The sequence below is a fragment of the Marinobacter sp. LM1 genome (assembly GCF_042763285.1).
Classification (GTDB): Bacteria; Pseudomonadota; Gammaproteobacteria; order Pseudomonadales; family Oleiphilaceae; genus Marinobacter; species Marinobacter nauticus.
Map to the genome: position 1 here is coordinate 3,885,328 of NZ_CP114373.1, position 17,717 is coordinate 3,903,044.

General features: G+C 60.2%; 17 protein-coding genes. 10 read left to right on the forward strand and 7 right to left on the reverse strand.

Annotated elements, in window-relative coordinates:
* Nucleotides 1-7: 7 nt before the first annotated feature.
* The 6 genes from OZ656_RS18210 to OZ656_RS18235 form a co-directional block, all read right to left on the reverse strand.
* Entirely contained in the window at nt 8-406 is a 399-nt protein-coding gene (locus OZ656_RS18210) for a DUF423 domain-containing protein (RefSeq protein ID WP_286896542.1), read from the reverse strand.
* Nucleotides 393-1,196 carry a symmetrical bis(5'-nucleosyl)-tetraphosphatase gene (locus OZ656_RS18215; RefSeq protein WP_022993141.1) on the reverse strand — a complete coding sequence of 268 codons (804 nt, stop codon included), beginning with the start codon at nt 1,194-1,196 and terminating at the stop codon, nt 393-395. The genes OZ656_RS18210 and OZ656_RS18215 overlap by 14 nt, the downstream gene beginning before the upstream one ends.
* Entirely contained in the window at nt 1,189-2,019 is an 831-nt protein-coding gene (gene rsmA / locus OZ656_RS18220; protein WP_022993142.1) for a 16S rRNA (adenine(1518)-N(6)/adenine(1519)-N(6))-dimethyltransferase RsmA, read from the reverse strand. The genes OZ656_RS18215 and rsmA overlap by 8 nt, the downstream gene beginning before the upstream one ends.
* Nucleotides 2,016-3,026, reverse strand: a complete 1,011-nt coding sequence (pdxA, locus tag OZ656_RS18225) for a 4-hydroxythreonine-4-phosphate dehydrogenase PdxA (protein WP_222179566.1) — start codon at nt 3,024-3,026, stop codon at nt 2,016-2,018. Before pdxA ends, rsmA begins: the two co-directional genes overlap by 4 nt.
* Nucleotides 3,023-4,366, reverse strand: a complete 1,344-nt coding sequence (locus tag OZ656_RS18230; RefSeq protein WP_031210318.1) for a peptidylprolyl isomerase — start codon at nt 4,364-4,366, stop codon at nt 3,023-3,025. The genes pdxA and OZ656_RS18230 overlap by 4 nt, the downstream gene beginning before the upstream one ends.
* Before the next feature lie 62 nt (nt 4,367-4,428).
* Nucleotides 4,429-6,762, reverse strand: a complete 2,334-nt coding sequence (locus OZ656_RS18235; RefSeq protein WP_226596007.1) for an LPS-assembly protein LptD — start codon at nt 6,760-6,762, stop codon at nt 4,429-4,431.
* Nucleotides 6,763-7,000: 238 nt separating this feature from the next.
* Between OZ656_RS18235 and OZ656_RS18240 the strand changes: the two genes are divergently transcribed.
* Genes OZ656_RS18240 through OZ656_RS18250 form a run of 3 tightly spaced genes read left to right on the forward strand, consistent with a single transcriptional unit; the run spans nt 7,001 to nt 9,482 of the window.
* Complete coding sequence (locus OZ656_RS18240) at nt 7,001-8,041, forward strand: aminoglycoside phosphotransferase family protein (RefSeq protein WP_183577347.1); 1,041 nt, start codon at nt 7,001-7,003, stop codon at nt 8,039-8,041.
* Nucleotides 8,042-8,043: 2 nt separating this feature from the next.
* The gene (murU, locus tag OZ656_RS18245) at nt 8,044-8,730 is read left to right on the forward strand and encodes an N-acetylmuramate alpha-1-phosphate uridylyltransferase MurU (RefSeq protein WP_288589335.1); all 687 of its coding nucleotides are present in this window, start codon (nt 8,044-8,046) and stop codon (nt 8,728-8,730) included.
* Nucleotides 8,727-9,482, forward strand: a complete 756-nt coding sequence (locus OZ656_RS18250; RefSeq protein WP_036149899.1) for a DnaJ domain-containing protein — start codon at nt 8,727-8,729, stop codon at nt 9,480-9,482. The genes murU and OZ656_RS18250 overlap by 4 nt, the downstream gene beginning before the upstream one ends.
* Here OZ656_RS18250 and OZ656_RS18255 read toward each other — a convergent pair.
* A complete protein-coding gene (locus OZ656_RS18255; RefSeq protein ID WP_288589336.1) occupies nt 9,479-10,444 on the reverse strand; it encodes a DUF3530 family protein in 966 nt (321 codons plus the stop codon). The genes OZ656_RS18250 and OZ656_RS18255 overlap by 4 nt on opposite strands.
* Before the next feature lie 98 nt (nt 10,445-10,542).
* On the opposite strand from OZ656_RS18255, the gene rpe reads away from it, so the two are divergent.
* The 7 genes from rpe (at nt 10,543) to OZ656_RS18290 (ending at nt 17,663) form a co-directional block, all read left to right on the forward strand.
* Nucleotides 10,543-11,229, forward strand: a complete 687-nt coding sequence (gene rpe, locus OZ656_RS18260; protein ID WP_011786926.1) for a ribulose-phosphate 3-epimerase — start codon at nt 10,543-10,545, stop codon at nt 11,227-11,229.
* On the forward strand, nt 11,226-11,915 hold the full coding sequence (locus tag OZ656_RS18265; protein ID WP_014422790.1) for a phosphoglycolate phosphatase: 690 nt from the start codon (nt 11,226-11,228) through the stop codon (nt 11,913-11,915). The genes rpe and OZ656_RS18265 overlap by 4 nt, the downstream gene beginning before the upstream one ends.
* Nucleotides 11,916-12,151: 236 nt before the next feature.
* A complete protein-coding gene (gene trpE / locus OZ656_RS18270; protein WP_011786928.1) occupies nt 12,152-13,639 on the forward strand; it encodes an anthranilate synthase component I in 1,488 nt (495 codons plus the stop codon).
* Between the two features lie 16 nt (nt 13,640-13,655).
* On the forward strand, nt 13,656-14,234 hold the full coding sequence (locus tag OZ656_RS18275; protein ID WP_011786929.1) for an aminodeoxychorismate/anthranilate synthase component II: 579 nt from the start codon (nt 13,656-13,658) through the stop codon (nt 14,232-14,234).
* An 18-nt stretch (nt 14,235-14,252) separates the two neighbouring features.
* Nucleotides 14,253-15,281, forward strand: coding sequence for an anthranilate phosphoribosyltransferase (trpD, locus tag OZ656_RS18280; protein WP_273031208.1), 1,029 nt, complete (start codon nt 14,253-14,255; stop codon nt 15,279-15,281).
* Between the two features lie 174 nt (nt 15,282-15,455).
* Nucleotides 15,456-16,268 carry an indole-3-glycerol phosphate synthase TrpC gene (gene trpC, locus OZ656_RS18285; RefSeq protein WP_278351072.1) on the forward strand — a complete coding sequence of 271 codons (813 nt, stop codon included), beginning with the start codon at nt 15,456-15,458 and terminating at the stop codon, nt 16,266-16,268.
* Nucleotides 16,269-16,295: 27 nt separating this feature from the next.
* Complete coding sequence (locus tag OZ656_RS18290; RefSeq protein WP_286895771.1) at nt 16,296-17,663, forward strand: MATE family efflux transporter; 1,368 nt, start codon at nt 16,296-16,298, stop codon at nt 17,661-17,663.
* Nucleotides 17,664-17,717: the final 54 nt, after the last annotated feature.

A 17,717-nucleotide genomic window follows, 5' to 3' on the forward strand; every position in this document is an offset into this window, starting at 1 on the left:
GCCTCCGTTACTTCTTCAGGGCTGCGACAATCAGCAACACCCAGCCCACCATAAAGCAGACGCCGCCCACCGGTGTCACCGGACCCAGCCAGTGGATTCCTGTCAGAACCAGCAGGTAGAGACTGCCACTGAACAGCAACATCCCGGCAAGCCAGAAGCCACAGGACAGGGTCAACAGATTTCGCGGCAGGCCAAGCGCCGGCATCAGACTCGCGGCCACCAAAGCCAGGGCATGGTACATCTGGTAGCTGACAGCCGTCTGGAATACCTCAAGGCCGCGTTCGGATACCACATGGCGCAGGCCATGAGCACCGAAAGCGCCAGCCATAACGGCCAGCAGGCCGGCGACGGCGCCGGCGACAAGTGCCCAGAGTACAATCCGGGTTCCGAGGTCAGCCGCAGTCACAGTGGATTTTCTCTCCGGTATCGAGATTCATCATGGTCAGGGCGCCGCCCCATACACACCCGGTGTCCAGCCCGATAAACCGGTCGCTGCCGGTGTTGCCTTCCAGCGCAGCCCAGTGGCCAAACACCACTTTTACATCGTCCTGACGGGGATAGGTAAACCAGGGGGCATAGCCCTCAGGCGCCTGATCGGCCGACTCTTTGGTAGCCAGTTCCAGGCGGCCGTCGCTGGCAATAAAACGCATGCGGGTAAAATAATTGGTAATCACTCGCCAGCGATCCATACCGGTGAGGGTATCACACCAGGTTTCAGGCTGATTGCCATACATTTGGCTGAAATATTCGCTCGCCTGGTCGTCCCGGATCACGGCTTCCACTTCCCGGGCACAGGCCACGGCCTGCTCCACACTCCAGATGTGCGGCAGACCGGCATGGGCCATCACCAGGTTTCGGCCGGCGTCGTGCACGCACAGATGCTGCTGGCGCAGCCACTGGATCAGCCGGTCGTGATCCGGTGCGTCCAGAATGTCATGCAACGTATCCTTGCGCTTCGGTCTGTGGCCGCCAAGCGCGACCGCCAGCAGATGCAGGTCGTGGTTGCCCAGTACCACAACGGCGGCATCGCCCAGGCTTTCGATGTAGCGCAGGGTTTCCAGTGATGACGGGCCGCGGTTAATCAGATCACCGGCCACCCAGAGCCGGTCACGGGACGGCGAAAAATCAACCTTCGCCAGCACATCCCGCAGCCGATCGTAGCAACCCTGAATATCGCCGATGGCGTAGTCAGTCATCACTTACCTCGCTGTCATCTGCCTGCAGCTTACCAGTGTCTGCCAGCAAATCCGCAATCCTGACATAGTCGGCCAGGCCCAGGTTTTCCGGGCGCAGGCCATCGTTGATTCCGAGGGACTGCAGCTGTTCTACGGTAACCATGGCCGCCAGCGCCTTGCGCAGGGTTTTTCGGCGGGCATTGAACGCGGTGCGTACCACTGCCTGCAGCGTTTTCAGGTCTTTCGCGGGGTACGGCAGTTCCTTGTGGGGCACCAGGCGGACAATGGCGGAGTCCACTTTCGGGGCCGGGCGGAAGGCGCCAGGGCCTACTTCGAACAGCGGCTGCACCTTGCAGAAATACTGGGCCATGATACCCAGGCGGCCGTAATTGTTGTCGCCCGGTACCGCCGCCAGCCGCTGCACCACCTCCTTCTGCAACATGAAGTGCATGTCCTGCACCACACCGCTCTGGGACAGCAGATGAAAGATCAGCGGGGTGGAGATGTTGTAAGGCAGGTTGCCGACAATGCGCAAAGGCCGGTCACTCACCAACTGGCTGAAATCGAAACTGAGGGCATCGGCCTCGTGAATCCGGAATTCCGGGTAGTTGAAGAACTTGGTGCGCAGCACCGGAATCAGGTCCCGGTCCAGTTCCACCACCTGCAAACGGGGATTGATGGCAAGGATTTCTTCGGTAATAGCCCCCAGACCGGGGCCGATTTCAACAATCGAGTCTTCCGGCTTGGGATTGATCGCGCGCACGATGCGTTCTATCACACCTGGATCATGCAGGAAGTTCTGGCCAAACCGTTTACGGGCCTGGTGCCCGTGTTTGTTGCTCATGACAGTTCTCCGGCCCGTGCGGCCTTGCGGCAGCGGGCCATCTGCTCGCCCACACGGATAGCGGTATGCAGGCTGCCGGCATCGGCCTTGCCGGTACCAGCCAGATCCAGGGCAGTGCCATGGTCAACCGAGGTACGGACAATGGGCAAGCCCAGGGTGATATTAACGGCCCGGCCAAAGCCTTGGAATTTCAGTACCGGCAGGCCCTGATCGTGATACATGGCCAATACCGCATCGGCATTGTCGAGCCAGTGCGGGGTGAACAGGGTGTCCGCCGGCAACGGCCCGGTCAGTTGAATTCCCTCGGCCCGCAGCTGTTCGAGGGTCGGCTCAATCACCTCGATTTCTTCCCGGCCCAGATGGCCCCCTTCACCGGCGTGGGGATTCAGGCCAGCCACCAGAATGCGCGGCTGATCAATACCAAAAAAGGCTTTCAGGTCCGCGTTCAGAATACGCGTCACCTGAGTCAGCCGGTCCGGTGTAATGGCCGCAGAAACGTCTTTCAGGGGTAAGTGGGTGGTTACCAATGCCACCCGGAGTTCTTCCGTGGCCAGCATCATCACCACCCGTTCTACGCCACACAGCTCCTGCAGGAATTCGGTGTGGCCACTGAAGACGATGCCGGCTTCGTTGATAACGCCCTTGTGCACAGGTGCAGTCACCATGCCGTCGAAATCGCCATTCAGGCAACCCCGGGCGGCGATGGTCAGGGTGTCCAGCACGTACTGACTGTTACCCTGATCAAGCCGGCCGGCCACCGTGGAACCACAACCTTCAACATGCCGTACCGACAAATGACCCGCCCGGGTTGCTGCCGCCACACCTGGTTGCCAGTCATGCAGCTCAACCTGGAGTCCGAGCTGGCTGGCCCTGTCCCGTAGCAGTTCGCGGCTGGCAATCACCACCAGGCCGGCGTCCCGGCTCCCGGTTGCCAGTTGCAGGCACAGTTCCGGGCCGATACCGGCCGGTTCGCCGGCAGTGAGTGCCAGGATCACCGGTGTGCTCATGACGGGTCTGCTTCCTCGCTCTCCGGGTTCATATCGGCATATTCACCCTTGAACTCAACAAAGGCTTCGTCCCGAATCTCACGCAGCCAGTTCTGCAATTCCAGCTCGAATTTCCGCATGTAGATGGCCTGACGAGCCTGGGACTCGCGATTCTGTTCGGTCACGTCCTGGCGCCGGCGCTCCTCCACCTGCAGGATGTGCCAGCCAAACTGGGACCGAAAAGGCCCGAAATATTCGCCCACCTGCGCCTGATTCATGGCTTCTTCAAAAGCGGGCACCATCTGGCCCGGGCTTACCCAGCCCAGATTACCCCCGTCCGAGCCGGAGACCGGATCGTCCGAGCGTTCACGGGCCAGATCGGCAAAGTCGGCGCCATCCTGCAACTGCTGGTAGATCTCGCGAATGCGCTGCTCCGCCTGCACATCAGTCACCGCTTCGGAAGGCCGCACCAGGATATGCCGGACCCGGTGCTGCTGGATGAATTGCTGCTGCTCACCGCCGCGCTTGTCCATCACCATCACCAGATGAAAACCACTGTTGTTTTCCAGCACCTGCGAAGGCTCACCAACTTCCAGATCCGGTACCACCGGTGCGACCAGTGAGGGCAACTGGCTCTCAGATCGCCAGCCCATGTCGCCCCCTTCCAGAGCGTTGCTGGCATCGGATTCGGCAACCGCTACTTCCCGGAAGTCCCGACCGTTGGCAATCTGCTGGCGCAAGGCCTGTGCTGTCTCCCGGGCCTCATCCACCGACGCTTCGCTGGCCGGGTCGTCAACTTCGATAAAGATATAGGCCAGACGGTATTCGGCATCGGTACTGCCGTTGGCTTGCTGAGCCTGGAGATAGTTTTCCACTTCCCGGTCGGTAACGCGTACCCGGTTACCTACGCGGCGCTGCTGCACCCGGCTGGTCAGCATTTCATTGCGGATCTGCTCACGGGCCTGCTGATAGGTCACCCCTTCTTCCGCCAGCTGGCCTTCGAATTCGGCCAGGGTCATACCGTTGCTGCGGGCAATATTGGCCAGGGTTTCGTTCAGCTCGTTGTCGCTGATGCGCATGCCCATCTGGTCGGCCATCTGCAGCTGCAGGGATTCCTGAATCAGTTGGTCCAGTACCCGCTGCTCAAGCAGTTCCCGGGGCGGCAGACCAGTGCCCTGCGCACTCAGGCGACCGACAATGGTATTGATACGGGCGTCCAGCTCACTCTGGAGGATCACCTCGTCATCCACGATCGCAACCACACGGTCCAGCAGTTTTCGTTCGGCCTGAGCAGTCACTGACAACACCACCATGGCCAGTGTCAGCAGAATTGTCAGTCCGTGGCGGACAGTCGCCTTCATAATCACCTCTTGGTTTGTAAAATCGTGATCGCAGCCGGGTCGGCCTGCAGATTCGGGTTCGTTCAACGGCGCGGGTTTCCGAACCTCCGGCGCTCGCGCTCGTCGTAGCCGTAGATGGCGTCCGCGATGTTGTCGGATGCACCGCCACTGCCGCCCAGACCTTTCAGTTCAATCCGGAACAGCAAGCGGGTGTCCAGTTCTTCGTCATCAGTCAGGTAGTTCTGGTGCACCACCTGAAAACTCCAGCAGCAGTTGTTATATTCCAGACCGGCAAGGGTGCCCACAGTTCGGTCGAGCTGAGAATCCCAGACCCAGCGACCAATGGCACTGACCTGGTCCGTTACCGGAAAGACCGTTCCAATGTCGGTTTGTTCCAGCTCATCCGGCCGGCTGTAGGTATGTCCGAGTGTCGCCAGGTAACGATAATCCTCGGAGTGGAAAATCAGCTGGCTGCGGCCCTCTTCGGTTTTCCGGGTTTCGTGATCCCACAGCAGGGAAGAACGAAGCTCCAGATTGTCGATGGGGTTCAGCACCAACTCGCCCGCCAGCGGTGAGCGGCTCCGGTCGGATGCGCCCTCGCCAAACAGATCCACTTCACGATCTTCGAAATAGCGCACCTGGCCAACACTCACCCTGGCCCGCTCCGCCCCGGTCAGGAGATCATTGAAACGACTGGTGAGCGCCACCGTCAACTGGTTGGCGTCACCGACCCGATCCCCGCCGGTAAACCGGTCCCGCCGGAACAGCTGGTCAAAGCGGAAACTGCGGATGCCGGTATCAAAATCCGGGATATAGTTCTGATCGGATTCGGCATCGGCCCAGGCGTAATACAGCCGGGGCTCCAGGGTCTGGTTGTAGGGTAAGTCAAACAGGCTGGATCGACGATCAAAGTACAAACCATTGTCCCACTCGAACACCGGCACGGTGCGGTCAAAGCCGGCGTCACCCAGGGTGTAGTCATCCAGCTCGTAGCGGGTGTAGTCGAGGCTGACCGAGGGACGACTGAAGCCCCAGAGCGCCCTCATGGGCAACGCCAGTTCGGGAATCGCCCGTAACCGCTGGCCGTTGGCCTTGTCCAGGCCGGTAAGGTTCTCATTGTCCCGGTAGAACCAGGTGTATTGGCTTTCCAGGCTGGCCTCAAGCCAGCCGGCTTCCAGCGAGCCACCGTAGATCACTTCCGGCAACTGGGCATAGGGCTTATCAACGTCGGCAATACGGTCAGGGATGGTCTGGTAGCCGTTCAGGTACGTTTCAAAGTACTGATTGGCTCCGTAGTAACGAACACCACCCCGACGCTGAAGATGCGTCGCCTGGTCTATTTCGAGACTGCGATTCAGATCGCTCAGATAATCCTCATCTGAAATCACCGAGTAATCGCCGTAGCCGCTCCAGCCTCCGCCAAATGCCGCCCGGGTGGTGAAATCAAGAGCCCAGCGCTCGCCATTTTCACCCGGATTTTCATCCCGAAAAGCAGAATCATTGTCGATATACCCCAGCTGCAGCACCGATTCGCCATACTGACTGAGGTAGCGCCCCTCCACTTCCGTGAACAGGCCGCGACCGTGGATATACTGCGGTGTGAGGGTGGCATCATAATGGGGTGCCAGATTCAGATAGTACGGCAAGGCCAGATAAGCCCCGCTACCAGCGCTGGACGAGCCAAACTGGGGATACAGGAAACCGGTCTTGCGGCGGTCATCAATCGGGAAGGTAATGTAAGGCCAGTAGAATACCGGCGCATCCAACACTTCCAGCCGCACGTGCCGTGCAGTACCAAAACCTTCCGCCTGATCCAGCTCGATGTCCGATGCCACAATCGACCAGTCGTTCTGGCCCGGACCACAGGTAGTGATCATGCCATCGGAGATAACCACCTGGCTTTCACTGACCCTGGACAGGGATGAGGCCTCGCCCCTGAGTTCCGACTCGTGCAGGAGAAACGTGGCCGTGTTGATATCCAGTTGCCCGGACTGGGTAGAATAGTTCGCGTCCTGCCCGGTCAGCAGAAAGCCTTCACCTCGGCTGACCAGCGGTCCTTGCAGTTGCAATTCGCCGGACTGCTGGTTGTACCGTGCCTCCGCGCCGGTCGCCTGGAACGGACCCTGGCGCAGGCGCACATCACCCTGCAGGTAGAGTTCGCTATCCAGTTCATAGCGGGCGTTCAGGGCACTGGCTTCCAGTGGCATGGAACCCTCAATGCCCTCGCCCGGCACCACGGCGCCATCGCCGCCAACCGTGCCAGGCAGATAACCTCCCTCGCAGAATACCGGCAGCCGACCGGCCACCTCTGGCGGTAATTCACTGCGCGGGCGCCAGTCAATCTCAGCGGCGCTGGGGCTGCTACCCGCCCCCTCGGCACGTACGCCACTCGCTGCCAATGCCACGATGACGGCCAGGCTTGAAAGCCGGAACCTGGCGCACAACAGGGAGGAGCAATGGCTGGGCACGTTGACGAAATTCCTGTTCCATTTGAATGATGGCTGGGCGTAAGGGCACCTAGTTTACACGCGCCCTCAAGGCTTGTTAACGGAAAGCCCGCTGCAATTCCGTTTTACCCTCTTTATACTCCGGTGCAGAGAGTGCCCGGTTAACGCGCCGGCCATCATCCACCGATCCAGGAATGCTGATCTGACCATGGATAACCGTTTGCAGTTGCTGACCCGCTGGGTCAGGCAAATTCCCGGCTTCTCGGCCGCCAGCCCGACACCGGTTTCCGGCGACGCCAGTTTTCGACGGTACTTCCGGGTCTGGAAAGACGTGCCGGGCGGGCAACCCGCCCCCTTCATTGTGATGGATGCTCCACCGGAGCACGAGGACTGCGTTCCGTTTGTGGCCATCGCCCGGCACTGGCATCAACACGGTATCGCCGTGCCCGCCATTGCCGCCGAGGATCTTGAGCAGGGTTTTCTGTTACTGGAAGACCTGGGCGATCTGCTGATGTTAACGGCCCTGGAACAGGGCGATGTGGACACCCTGTATCGGGCCGCGCTGAACGAACTGGCGCGTATTGCCGGGCTGGACGACCCGGCAGACTACCCACTGCCCGCCTATGACCAAGCCCTGCTCGACCGGGAGATGGCGCTATTCCCGGACTGGCTGCTGGAAAAACACCTGGGGCTGGAACTCGACAACCAGGAACGGGCGCTGCTGGACACCGCCTTCGGCCTGCTCCGGGAGAGTGCCCTGGCGCAGCCGGAAGTCACCGTGCACCGCGATTACCACTCCCGCAATCTTCTGGTCCGTGATAGCCAGACGGTTCCCGGCGTGATCGATTTTCAGGATGCCGTACGCGGCCCCATCACCTATGATGCCGTCTCCCTGCTCAAAGACTGCTACGTGCGCTGGCCGGAACAGCGACTGGCAAGCTGGCTGGAGCATTTTCGTAACGCCAGCCAGCAGGCCGGCTTGCACCGCGCTGATGCAGATACTTTCCGGCAGTGGTTTGAGCTCATGGGCATGCAGCGCCATCTGAAAGCCGCCGGCATTTTTGCCCGCCTCGCCATTCGCGACGGCAAGACCGGCTACCTGGCTGACATTCCCCGCACCGTCAGTTATCTGCGAGATGCCAGCGCCCGGCAACCAGCCTTCCGGCATTTTCACGAGTGGCTCTGCAGCACCGTGATTCCGGCCATCGAACAGCGCATTGGCCCGCTGCCGGAGCCGGGAGTTCGCTGACCATGAAGGCTATGATTCTCGCCGCCGGCAAAGGCGAGCGTATGCGCCCGCTGACCCTGACCACCCCCAAGCCGTTGCTGTCAGCCGGGGGGCAGCCCCTGATCGTTCATCATATCGAGCGCCTGCGCGACGCCGGTTTCAGCGACATTGTGATCAACCATGCCTGGCTGGGGGAACAGATTGAAGCCCGGCTGGGGGATGGAGAGGCCTTTGGTGTCAGCATTCGCTACTCTGCAGAGGGTGAACCGCTGGAAACCGCCGGTGGCATCATCCGGGCCCTGCCTCTGCTGACCGACGCGGACGACGACTGGTTCCTGGTGGTCAACGGTGACATCTGGAGCGATTTCGATTTCAGCCAGCTCCAGGCCCCGACCAATGCCGATGCCCTGCTGGTGATGGTTTCTAATCCACCCCACCACCCTGAGGGGGATTTTCATCTTCAGGACAACGGCTTTCTGAACCCTGACGGGACCGAAAAACTCACCTTCTCCGGTATAAGCGTGCTGCACCGGCGCCTGTTTGATGAACTGGACGATTCCGCCGGCAAACTTGGCCCTGTGCTGCGCAGGGCCATGGCCCGCAACCGGGTCACCGGCCTGCATCATAACGGCCAGTGGGTGGACGTCGGCACACCAGAACGATTGCAGAGCCTGGACCAGTGGCTGCACGAAAGGGCCCGGACATCATGAGGCAGAGCAATCCACCCGCCCTGCCGGCGAGAATGGAGTCGTCGTTCCAGGAACTGCTGCAGGAACTGTCCAGTTGCGGACATCAGGCCAGCACCCTGATGGAGCGCGCGCGCCTGCCGCGCTGGTACCGCAAGCCACTATTCTTTTTTCTGGGTTACATTGCCAAGGCCGATGGCCGGGTCCGGGAACCGGACATTCATTATGCCGAAGCCCTGATGAAAGCCCTGGCCCTGTCGGCCAGGCAACGCCGCAAAGCCATCGATCAGTTTCGCAAGGGCAAGGACACTGACCATCTGCCCCTGCGCCAGGGCCTGATGCTGCGCCTGGCCTTGCTGCTCTGGCCGGCACCGGCCCTGAAAACCGCTATCTGCCTGTGCCATGGCGCACAAATCCTCGGCCAGCCCGGCAAGGCCCGGCGCTACCGATGCGAAGACGCCATCAGCCATATGGGGTTGCCCGTTGTCATCAGCGATGACATTTTCGAAAGCTACGCCAGCAAAGTGTGGATTCGCACTGCCGCGCCGCCGCAAAAGCCGGCGACCTACGAGCAGGCTTGCCAGATTCTGGGCGTGACCCGGCGAGATTCGCTGGAGACCATCAAACGCGCTTACCGCAAACAGGTTTCCGCCTGCCACCCGGACAAACTGGCGCAACAGAAACTGACGCCCTCGGAAGTGGCGATGGCAAAAGACCGGTTGTTACGCTATCAACAGGCCTGGGAACTGATTCGCCAGAGACATCGAGCACTTTAATCCCCGCTGGCCGACCGGTTTTTCAGCCAGGCACTGACCCGGCTGGCAACCCGCATCGCATCTTCAGCCCGGAGTGGTCGATTGAGGGCCACGGGCTGACGGTCGTAACCGGCCACGTCCGCGCGAGCAAACGCCGCCGCCCGCGCCTGGCCCTCTGTCCCGGAGCGACCACCGGAACCATGCAGATCCAGCACCGGCCATCCCTGTCCTCCGTTTCGCTCCTTCAACAACGAGGGCAAGGTAACGGCCTGCCGGGCCGGAAACCGGGGGGCCAGCCAGACCACCGCAGACACGGCAGCGGCGTCCGCCGCCCAGTCCGTGACATAGTCGGCAGACCAGCCAATGCCCAGCACGCCCACACGTTCATAGCCACGCTGCTGCAATACGGCTACCCCGGCGGACAGAATTGTACGAACCGAATTTCGAAAATCTGCGGTCAGGTCATCAAGAGGCGGTTCCTCAGCCACATCAATCATGACCGAATCCGGTGTATTCCCGCCCTGATCCGGGTTCTGTCCGGCGTCATCATCCAGGCCAGGCGCCATGACATCCATGCGATGTCGGCGTATCGCCTCCGGCGGCAGCCCGAGGCCAACCGTCATCACCGCAAGACCCCGCTCCGCCAGCGCCACCCGCAACGATCCCAGCACACCCTCATCGGCCGTCTGGCCTTCGTCGGCCAGTATCAGTAAAGCCCCGGTTGCCGGCGTAACGTATTCGGGCAGGAACAACCCCAACGCCCGGCCTTCGTCGTCCAGATCGAGCCAGACAGCCTGCTCCGGGTAACGCGGTACCAGCGCCCATTCGCCCAAACCCGTTGAAAAGCCCGATCTTGACGCTGGATTAGCCTTGGTCGCGGGTTCCGCTTCCTCACCCCCCTTCGCCCCATCCTGGGCCACAGCGGCGTTCAGCCAGCCGCTGATCAAGAACAGACAAAGTAATCTGATTGCATTCAACACCATGAGCCAATGCACCTATCCCGCTGCGAAAATGACCGGCAAACTGATAGACTAGCAGGGTTGCCCAGAGGCCGATAATTCACTACACCGAGAGAGCCCCGATGAATCCATATCTGATTGCCCCATCCATCCTCTCCGCCGATTTCGCCCGCCTGGGAGAAGAAGTCGATAACGTTCTGGCTGCTGGTGCCGACGTGGTGCACTTCGATGTGATGGACAATCATTATGTCCCCAATCTCACCATCGGGCCCATGGTGTGCGAGGCCCTGCGCAAGCACGGCGTTACCGCCCCCATCGACGTGCACCTGATGGTGTCTCCGGTGGATGACCTGATCCGCATGTTTATTGACGCCGGCGCCAGCTACATCACCTTCCACCCGGAGGCCAGCAACCACATCGACCGTTCCCTGCAACTGATCCGCGACGGCGGCTGCAAGGCCGGGCTGGTGTTTAACCCCGCCACCCCGCTGAGCTACATGGACTACGTCATGGACAAGCTCGACATGGTGCTGCTGATGTCAGTGAACCCGGGCTTCGGTGGCCAGAAGTTTATCCCCGGCACCCTCGACAAGCTCAAGGAAGCCCGCAAGAAGATTGATGCCAGCAACTACAACATTCGCCTGGAAATCGATGGTGGCGTGAAAACCGACAACATCCGGGAAATTGCCGAGGCCGGCGCCGACACCTTTGTGGCCGGCTCTGCCATATTCAACACTCCGGATTACAAGGCCACCATCGATGCCATGCGAGAGGAACTTGAGCAGGCCCGCAAGGTGATCGGCGGATGAGCCTGAAAGGCCTGTTCAACGCCCGCTGGCCGGGAGTCGCCCTGTTTGATCTGGACGGCACGCTGGTAGACAGCGCACCGGATCTGGCCGCCGCCGTGGATCAGATGCTGGAGCACCTGGGGCGTAGCCCGGCAGGCCTGGACAAGGTGCGCACCTGGGTTGGCAACGGCGCCCAGGTTCTGGTGCGCCGGGCCCTGGCCGGAAAAACCGATTGGGAACCCGCCACCGCTAAAGATGAGGCGCTGTTCAACGACGCCCTGACCATTTTCTATCACGCCTACGGCCAGCTGAATGGCCGGCATTCCGAGGTATTTCCCGGCGTCCATGACTGTCTGGACCACCTGAGGCAACTGGGCTGCCGGATGGCCGTGGTCACTAACAAACCTGACCAGTTTGTTCAGCCCCTGCTGGAAAAAACCGGTCTGGATCAGTGGTTCGACCTCTCGGTCGGTGGCGATACCCTGCCAGTGAAAAAACCGGACCCGGCGCCCTTGCTGCACGCCATGGAAAAACTGGGCGGCACACGGGGCACCACGGTGATGGTCGGGGACTCGAAGGCAGACGTCAATGCAGCCCTGGCAGCAGGCATCCCCTGCGTCGCCGTCAGGTATGGCTATAACTTTGGCGGCTCCGTTGACAGTCTCGGTGCAGATGCTGTTGTTGATTCGCTGGCCGAGCTTTTGTAATCTCGCAAGGACGTTTTATTTTGAACACATCAATTCGGGAGATTCCTGCCGTGCAGGGACTGAATCTGACTGCAGCGCGAGGCATCCTGACAACCCGCGCAACACGATGGTGGCGATGGCGCACCGGCTGAGCAAGCCCCGGGGCTGATGGCGCATGCCTGCTTGCCCGCACCACCGGTCACAGCGGTGTAACACCGTTCTGACAAAACGCAGATCAGATTTCAGGAAACCGAACCATGACACCCGAGCAATTCCACGAGCTCGCTGAAGCCGGCTATAACCGTATCCCTGTGTACCGCGAAGTTCTGGCGGATCTCGACACTCCCCTCAGCACCTATCTGAAACTGGCCAGCGGCCCATACTCCTACCTGTTTGAATCGGTACAGGGTGGCGAGAAATGGGGTCGCTATTCAATCATTGGCTTACCCAGCCAGGAAGTTCTGAAAGTCTTCGACCACCGCATCGAAGTCAGCCGCAACGGCGAAGTGGTCGAACAGGCAGAGGTCGATGACCCTCTGGCTTTCGTGGACGACTACCAGAAGCGCTTTAACGCCCCGGACCTGCCCGAACTGCCCCGGTTCAACGGTGGCCTGGTGGGCTATTTCGGCTACGACACCGTGCGCTACATCGAAAAGCGCCTGCGCAACAGCTGCCCGCCCGACCAGATCGGCACGCCGGATATTCTGTTGATGGTGTCCAATGAAATCGTGGTGTTCGACAACCTGCGCGGCAAGTTGCATCTGATTGTGCACGTGGACCCGTCTATTGAAGGCGCCTACGAAGCGGCGCAACGCCGCATCGACGAGCTGGAAAGCCAACTGCACCGCCAGACCGCCAACGCCCCCCGCACGCCGGAACATCTACGCGGCAAGGTGGTGGACGAGAGCGACTTTATTTCCGGCTTTACCCAGGACAGATTCGAAGCGGCGGTGGACAAGATCAAAGGCTACGTGCTGGATGGCGATGTCATGCAAACCGTCATTTCCCAGCGCATGTCGATTCCTTTCGAGGCACCACCCCTGAACCTCTACCGTTCGCTGCGCGTGCTCAACCCGTCACCGTATATGTACTTCCTGGATCTGGAAGACTTCCACATTGTCGGCTCATCTCCGGAAATCCTGGCGCGTGTGGAAGATGAGGAAGTCACCGTCCGGCCCATCGCCGGCACCCGCAAGCGTGGTGCCACCGATGCCGAGGACAAAGCCCTGGAAAAGGAACTCTTGGCCGACCCGAAAGAGATCGCCGAGCACCTGATGTTGATCGACCTGGGCCGCAACGACGCCGGCCGGGTGTCGGAAACCGGCACAGTGAAGCTGACCGACAAGATGATCGTGGAGCGCTATTCCCACGTGATGCACATTGTCTCTAACGTGACCGGTCGACTGAAAGAAAACACCAGCTGCCTGGACGTGCTGCGCGCCACCCTGCCCGCAGGCACCCTCAGCGGCGCGCCGAAAATCCGCGCCATGGAGATTATCGACGAGCTGGAACCGGTAAAGCGCGGCGTATACGGCGGTGCGGTCGGTTACCTGTCGTTCAACGGCAACATGGACACCGCCATCGCCATCCGCACCGCGGTCATCAAGGACAACACCCTGCACATCCAGGCCGGCGCCGGCGTGGTGGCAGACTCCATTCCCCGCCTCGAATGGAAAGAAACCATGAACAAGGGCCGCGCCATTTTCCGTGCCGTGGCCATGACCTACAACGACTACGACCATTGAGGCGGAGGAACAGATTATGTTGCTGATGATCGATAACTACGATTCCTTCACCTACAACGTGGTGCAGTACCTGGCTGAGCTGGGTGCCGACGTACAGGTATACCGGAACGACGAAATCACCATTGAACAAATCGAAGCTCTGAACCCCGAGCGACTGGTGATTTCCCCGGGCCCCTGCACGCCGAACGAGGCGGGGATCTCCATGGACGCCATTCGTCATTTCGCCGGCAAACTGCCTATCCTGGGTATCTGCCTGGGCCACCAGTCCATCGGCCAGGTATACGGCGGCGACGTCATCCGGGCAGGCAAGGTAATGCATGGCAAAGTGTCAGCGGTGTACCACAAGGATGCAGGTGTGTTTCGCGGCCTGAACAATCCCTTGCAGGCTACCCGTTACCACAGCCTGGTGATCGACAAGAACACTCTGCCCGATTGCCTGGAAGTGACCGCCTGGACCCGCAACGACGACGGCTCCGTTGAAGAAATCATGGGCGTACGCCACAAGACCCTGCCCATCGAAGGCGTGCAGTTCCACCCCGAGTCGATCATGACCGAACAGGGCCATGAACTGCTGCGCAACTTCCTGAGAACATAACAAGAGGCCGACGACCCCATGGACATGAAACAAGCACTGAACCGCATTGCCTCCAACCTGGACCTGTCCCGGGACGAAATGAAGGATGTGATGCGTATTGTGATGAACGGCGAAGCCACCGACGCCCAGATCGGCGCCTTCCTGATGGGCCTGCGCCTGAAGAGCGAAACCATCGACGAAATCACCGGCGCCACCGAAGTGATGCGTGAATTGGCCACCAAGGTCAGCATCAACGCCAGCCCGCTGGTGGATATCGTCGGCACCGGGGGCGATGGTGCCAATCTGTTCAACGTCTCCTCTGCCTCTTCCTTTGTGGTGGCCGCAGCCGGCGGCTTCGTCGCCAAGCACGGCAACCGGGGCGTATCGTCCAAGAGCGGCAGCGCCGACCTGATCGAAAAGGCCGGCATCAATCTGGACATGAAGCCGGAGGAAGTGGCCCGCTGCGTCGAACAGATCGGCGTCGGCTTCATGTTTGCGCCGGCCCACCACGGCGCCATGAAACACGCCATCGGTCCGCGCCGGGAGCTGGGTTGCCGGACGATCTTTAATATTCTTGGCCCGATGACCAATCCGGCCGGCGTCACCCGCCAGCTTATCGGCGTGTTCACCAGGGAACTGTGCCGCCCGATGGCAGAAGTCATGCAGCGCCTGGGCGCAGAACACATCATGGTGGTCTGCTCGAAGGATGGCCTGGATGAAATCAGTCTGGCCACGGTCACTCATGTTGCCGAACTGAAAGATGGCGAAATCACCGAATACGACCTGACGCCGGAAGACCTGGGCATCAAGAGCCAGTCGCTGGTGGGCCTGACGGTGAATTCCTCCGACGAATCCCTGAAGCTGATCAAGGCCGCTTTCGGCCGCAACCACGACGAGACAACCGAAAAAGCCCGCGACATGATCGCGCTGAACGCCGGCGCGGCCATCTATGTCGCCGGCCTGGCCAAGACCGCCAAAGAAGGCGTCGACATGGCACTGGATGCCATGGGTTCCGGTTTGGCGGCTGGCAAGATGTCGGAGCTGGCTGATTTTTCTCAGTGTTTCTAAGGGCCACTAACTCCGGAAGGCCCTGACCAAGTTTGAAGAGCCGGTGGTGGGGGCCTTTCCAAAACTGTCTGTAGCCATGGATGGCTACAGTCAAGCCCTACAGGGACGTACTTGTGGGCGTGTTTTGGAAAGGCCCCCATCATCGGCTCCAGCACCCAATTCAGCAGGCACGAGATGACTGAACGACATTTGGATAAGACTCCCACCATCCTGCGTAAAATCGTTGATCGGAAATGGGAGGAAATTGATGAACGTAAGCCCAAGGTTTCGATTGCAGACCTGAAAGCCATGGCCAGCGATCAAGCTCCAGCGCGTGGATTCGCCAATGCCCTGCGCACCCGCATCGAAGCTCAGCGGCCAGCGGTCATTGCCGAGATCAAGAAGGCCTCGCCCAGCAAAGGCATCCTGCGTGATCCGTTTGAACCGGAACGCATTGCCGAGAGCTACGAACAAGGCGGTGCAGCTTGCTTGTCAGTGCTGACTGACCGAGATTTCTTCCAGGGCCACGAAGACTACCTGAAAGCCGCCCGCGCGGCCTGCAGCCTGCCGGTGATCCGCAAGGACTTCATGGTGGCGCCCTATCAGGTGTATGAAAGCCGGGCCATTGGCGCCGACTGCATTCTGCTGATTGCCGCCTGTCTGACCAAAGACCAGATGCAGGAACTGGAGGGCATCGCCCATGAGATTGGCCTGGATGTGCTGGTGGAGGTGCATGATGGCGAGGAATTAGACGATGCACTTACCCTGAGCACGCCGCTGGTAGGCATCAACAACCGAAATCTGCACAATTTTGAGGTGTCGCTGGACACCACCTTTGAACTGCACCACCGGATTGCCGAAAACCGACTGACCATTACCGAGAGCGGAATCATGACCCGTGCAGACGTTGAGGCCATGACCAGACGGGGCATTTACGGGTTCCTGGTGGGGGAGTCTTTCATGCGCGCGCCAGACCCGGGTGAGAAACTGCAGGAGCTGTTCGGCTGATTCACAGGATAAACGGGTGAGGCAAGTATGGACACAGAGACCGGCAAGGATTCCGACAACCCGATACTGACCGGCCCCTTCTGGCCGGTTTTCTTCCGCTATGCCCTGCCATCAGTGGCGGGGTTGCTGGCACTGACCACCGCCAATATCGTTGACGGCGTCTTCATTGGCAACTTCGCCGGCGCAGATGCCCTGGCGGCCCTGAACCTGCTGATTCCCTGGTTTACCCTGCTATTCGGCATGGCGCTCGCCCTGGCCATTGGTGGTACCGTTCGGGCTGGCCGCTATCTGGGCGAAGGCAGGACCGACGCCGCATCTGCCATCTTCAGCAAGTGCCTGATGGCCACTCTGGCCCTGGCTCTGACCGGCGCACTGGTGGGTTTTTTGTTCCATGATGGGATCTATCGTGTGCTGGGTGCTTCGCCCGACATCTACCCGCTGATGTCCGAGTATTTTCTGGTGATCATCTGGGTGCTGGTGGCCCAGCTTGTCACCATGGTGTTGTACTACTTCGTGCGGGTGGACGGCTTTCCGGGGCTGGCAACCACCGCCCTGGTCGCAGGAGCCGCCACCAATATCCTGCTGGACGCCCTGCTGGTGGGCTATCTGGATTACGGTTTACGTGGCGCCGCCATCGCCACCGGCCTGGCCCAGGTACTGCAATTCGCGGTTCTGGCCCGTTACTTTCTCAAGCCGGAACGCAAGCTTCACTTCCAGCTTCAGCAAAAACACTGGCAGGAAATTCCCCAGGCGTTCGCCAATGGCGTTTCGGAGTGGATCAACGAGCTCTCGGTGGGGCTGGTTATGCTGTTGATCAACTGGCTGTTGATGACCACTCAGGGCGTGGCGGGGGTAGCCGCCTTTACCGTGGTGAACTATCTGATCTTCCTGAGCCTGATGGTGTTCTATGGTATTTCGGACGCCATGCACGTGCTGATCAGCCACAACCTGGGGGCCGGCAATGCCGAACGTATCCGCCGTTTTATGGGCTGCGGGGCCACCGTCATTCTGAGCCTGGCACTGGCGCTGGTGGTCACGGTCTGGCTGTTTGGGAATCAGGTGGTCCGCCTGTTTCTGGACACCACGGCAGACCCGGCCACCGCAGCCCTGGCAGACCGTTTTCTGACCATCCTTTGGCCGCTGTTTCTGGTTAACGGCATCAACGTGCTGCTGTCGGTGTATCTGACGGCCATGCATAAAGCCCTGCCTTCAGCCCTTGTCGCCTTTTCCAGAAGCCTGGTGCTGCCCGCGTTGCTGCTGGTCGGCATTGCCCGCTTTGCGCCGGAATGGCCGCTACTGCTGGCACTGCCACTGGCGGAATGGCTCACCTTTGGCCTCGCAATAGCCCTGTTTTTACGCTTCCGGCCGCAGCGGGTGATCACCGCTCCCGGCTAATTGTAAAAAATGTAAAACCATTTCACATGCAACAGATTCTCATTTAGATTTACT

Coding starts and splice junctions, on each gene's coding strand:
- OZ656_RS18215 (WP_022993141.1), bottom strand. CDS start 1,196: ATGACTGACTACGCCATCGGCGATATTCAGGGTTGCTACGATCGGCTG.
- rsmA (WP_022993142.1), bottom strand. CDS start 2,019: ATGAGCAACAAACACGGGCACCAGGCCCGTAAACGGTTTGGCCAGAAC.
- pdxA (WP_222179566.1), bottom strand. CDS start 3,026: ATGAGCACACCGGTGATCCTGGCACTCACTGCCGGCGAACCGGCCGGT.
- OZ656_RS18230 (WP_031210318.1), bottom strand. CDS start 4,366: ATGAAGGCGACTGTCCGCCACGGACTGACAATTCTGCTGACACTGGCC.
- OZ656_RS18240 (WP_183577347.1), top strand. CDS start 7,001: ATGGATAACCGTTTGCAGTTGCTGACCCGCTGGGTCAGGCAAATTCCC.
- murU (WP_288589335.1), top strand. CDS start 8,044: ATGAAGGCTATGATTCTCGCCGCCGGCAAAGGCGAGCGTATGCGCCCG.
- OZ656_RS18250 (WP_036149899.1), top strand. CDS start 8,727: ATGAGGCAGAGCAATCCACCCGCCCTGCCGGCGAGAATGGAGTCGTCG.
- OZ656_RS18255 (WP_288589336.1), bottom strand. CDS start 10,444: ATGGTGTTGAATGCAATCAGATTACTTTGTCTGTTCTTGATCAGCGGC.
- rpe (WP_011786926.1), top strand. CDS start 10,543: ATGAATCCATATCTGATTGCCCCATCCATCCTCTCCGCCGATTTCGCC.
- OZ656_RS18265 (WP_014422790.1), top strand. CDS start 11,226: ATGAGCCTGAAAGGCCTGTTCAACGCCCGCTGGCCGGGAGTCGCCCTG.
- trpE (WP_011786928.1), top strand. CDS start 12,152: ATGACACCCGAGCAATTCCACGAGCTCGCTGAAGCCGGCTATAACCGT.
- OZ656_RS18275 (WP_011786929.1), top strand. CDS start 13,656: ATGTTGCTGATGATCGATAACTACGATTCCTTCACCTACAACGTGGTG.
- trpD (WP_273031208.1), top strand. CDS start 14,253: ATGGACATGAAACAAGCACTGAACCGCATTGCCTCCAACCTGGACCTG.
- trpC (WP_278351072.1), top strand. CDS start 15,456: ATGACTGAACGACATTTGGATAAGACTCCCACCATCCTGCGTAAAATC.
- OZ656_RS18290 (WP_286895771.1), top strand. CDS start 16,296: ATGGACACAGAGACCGGCAAGGATTCCGACAACCCGATACTGACCGGC.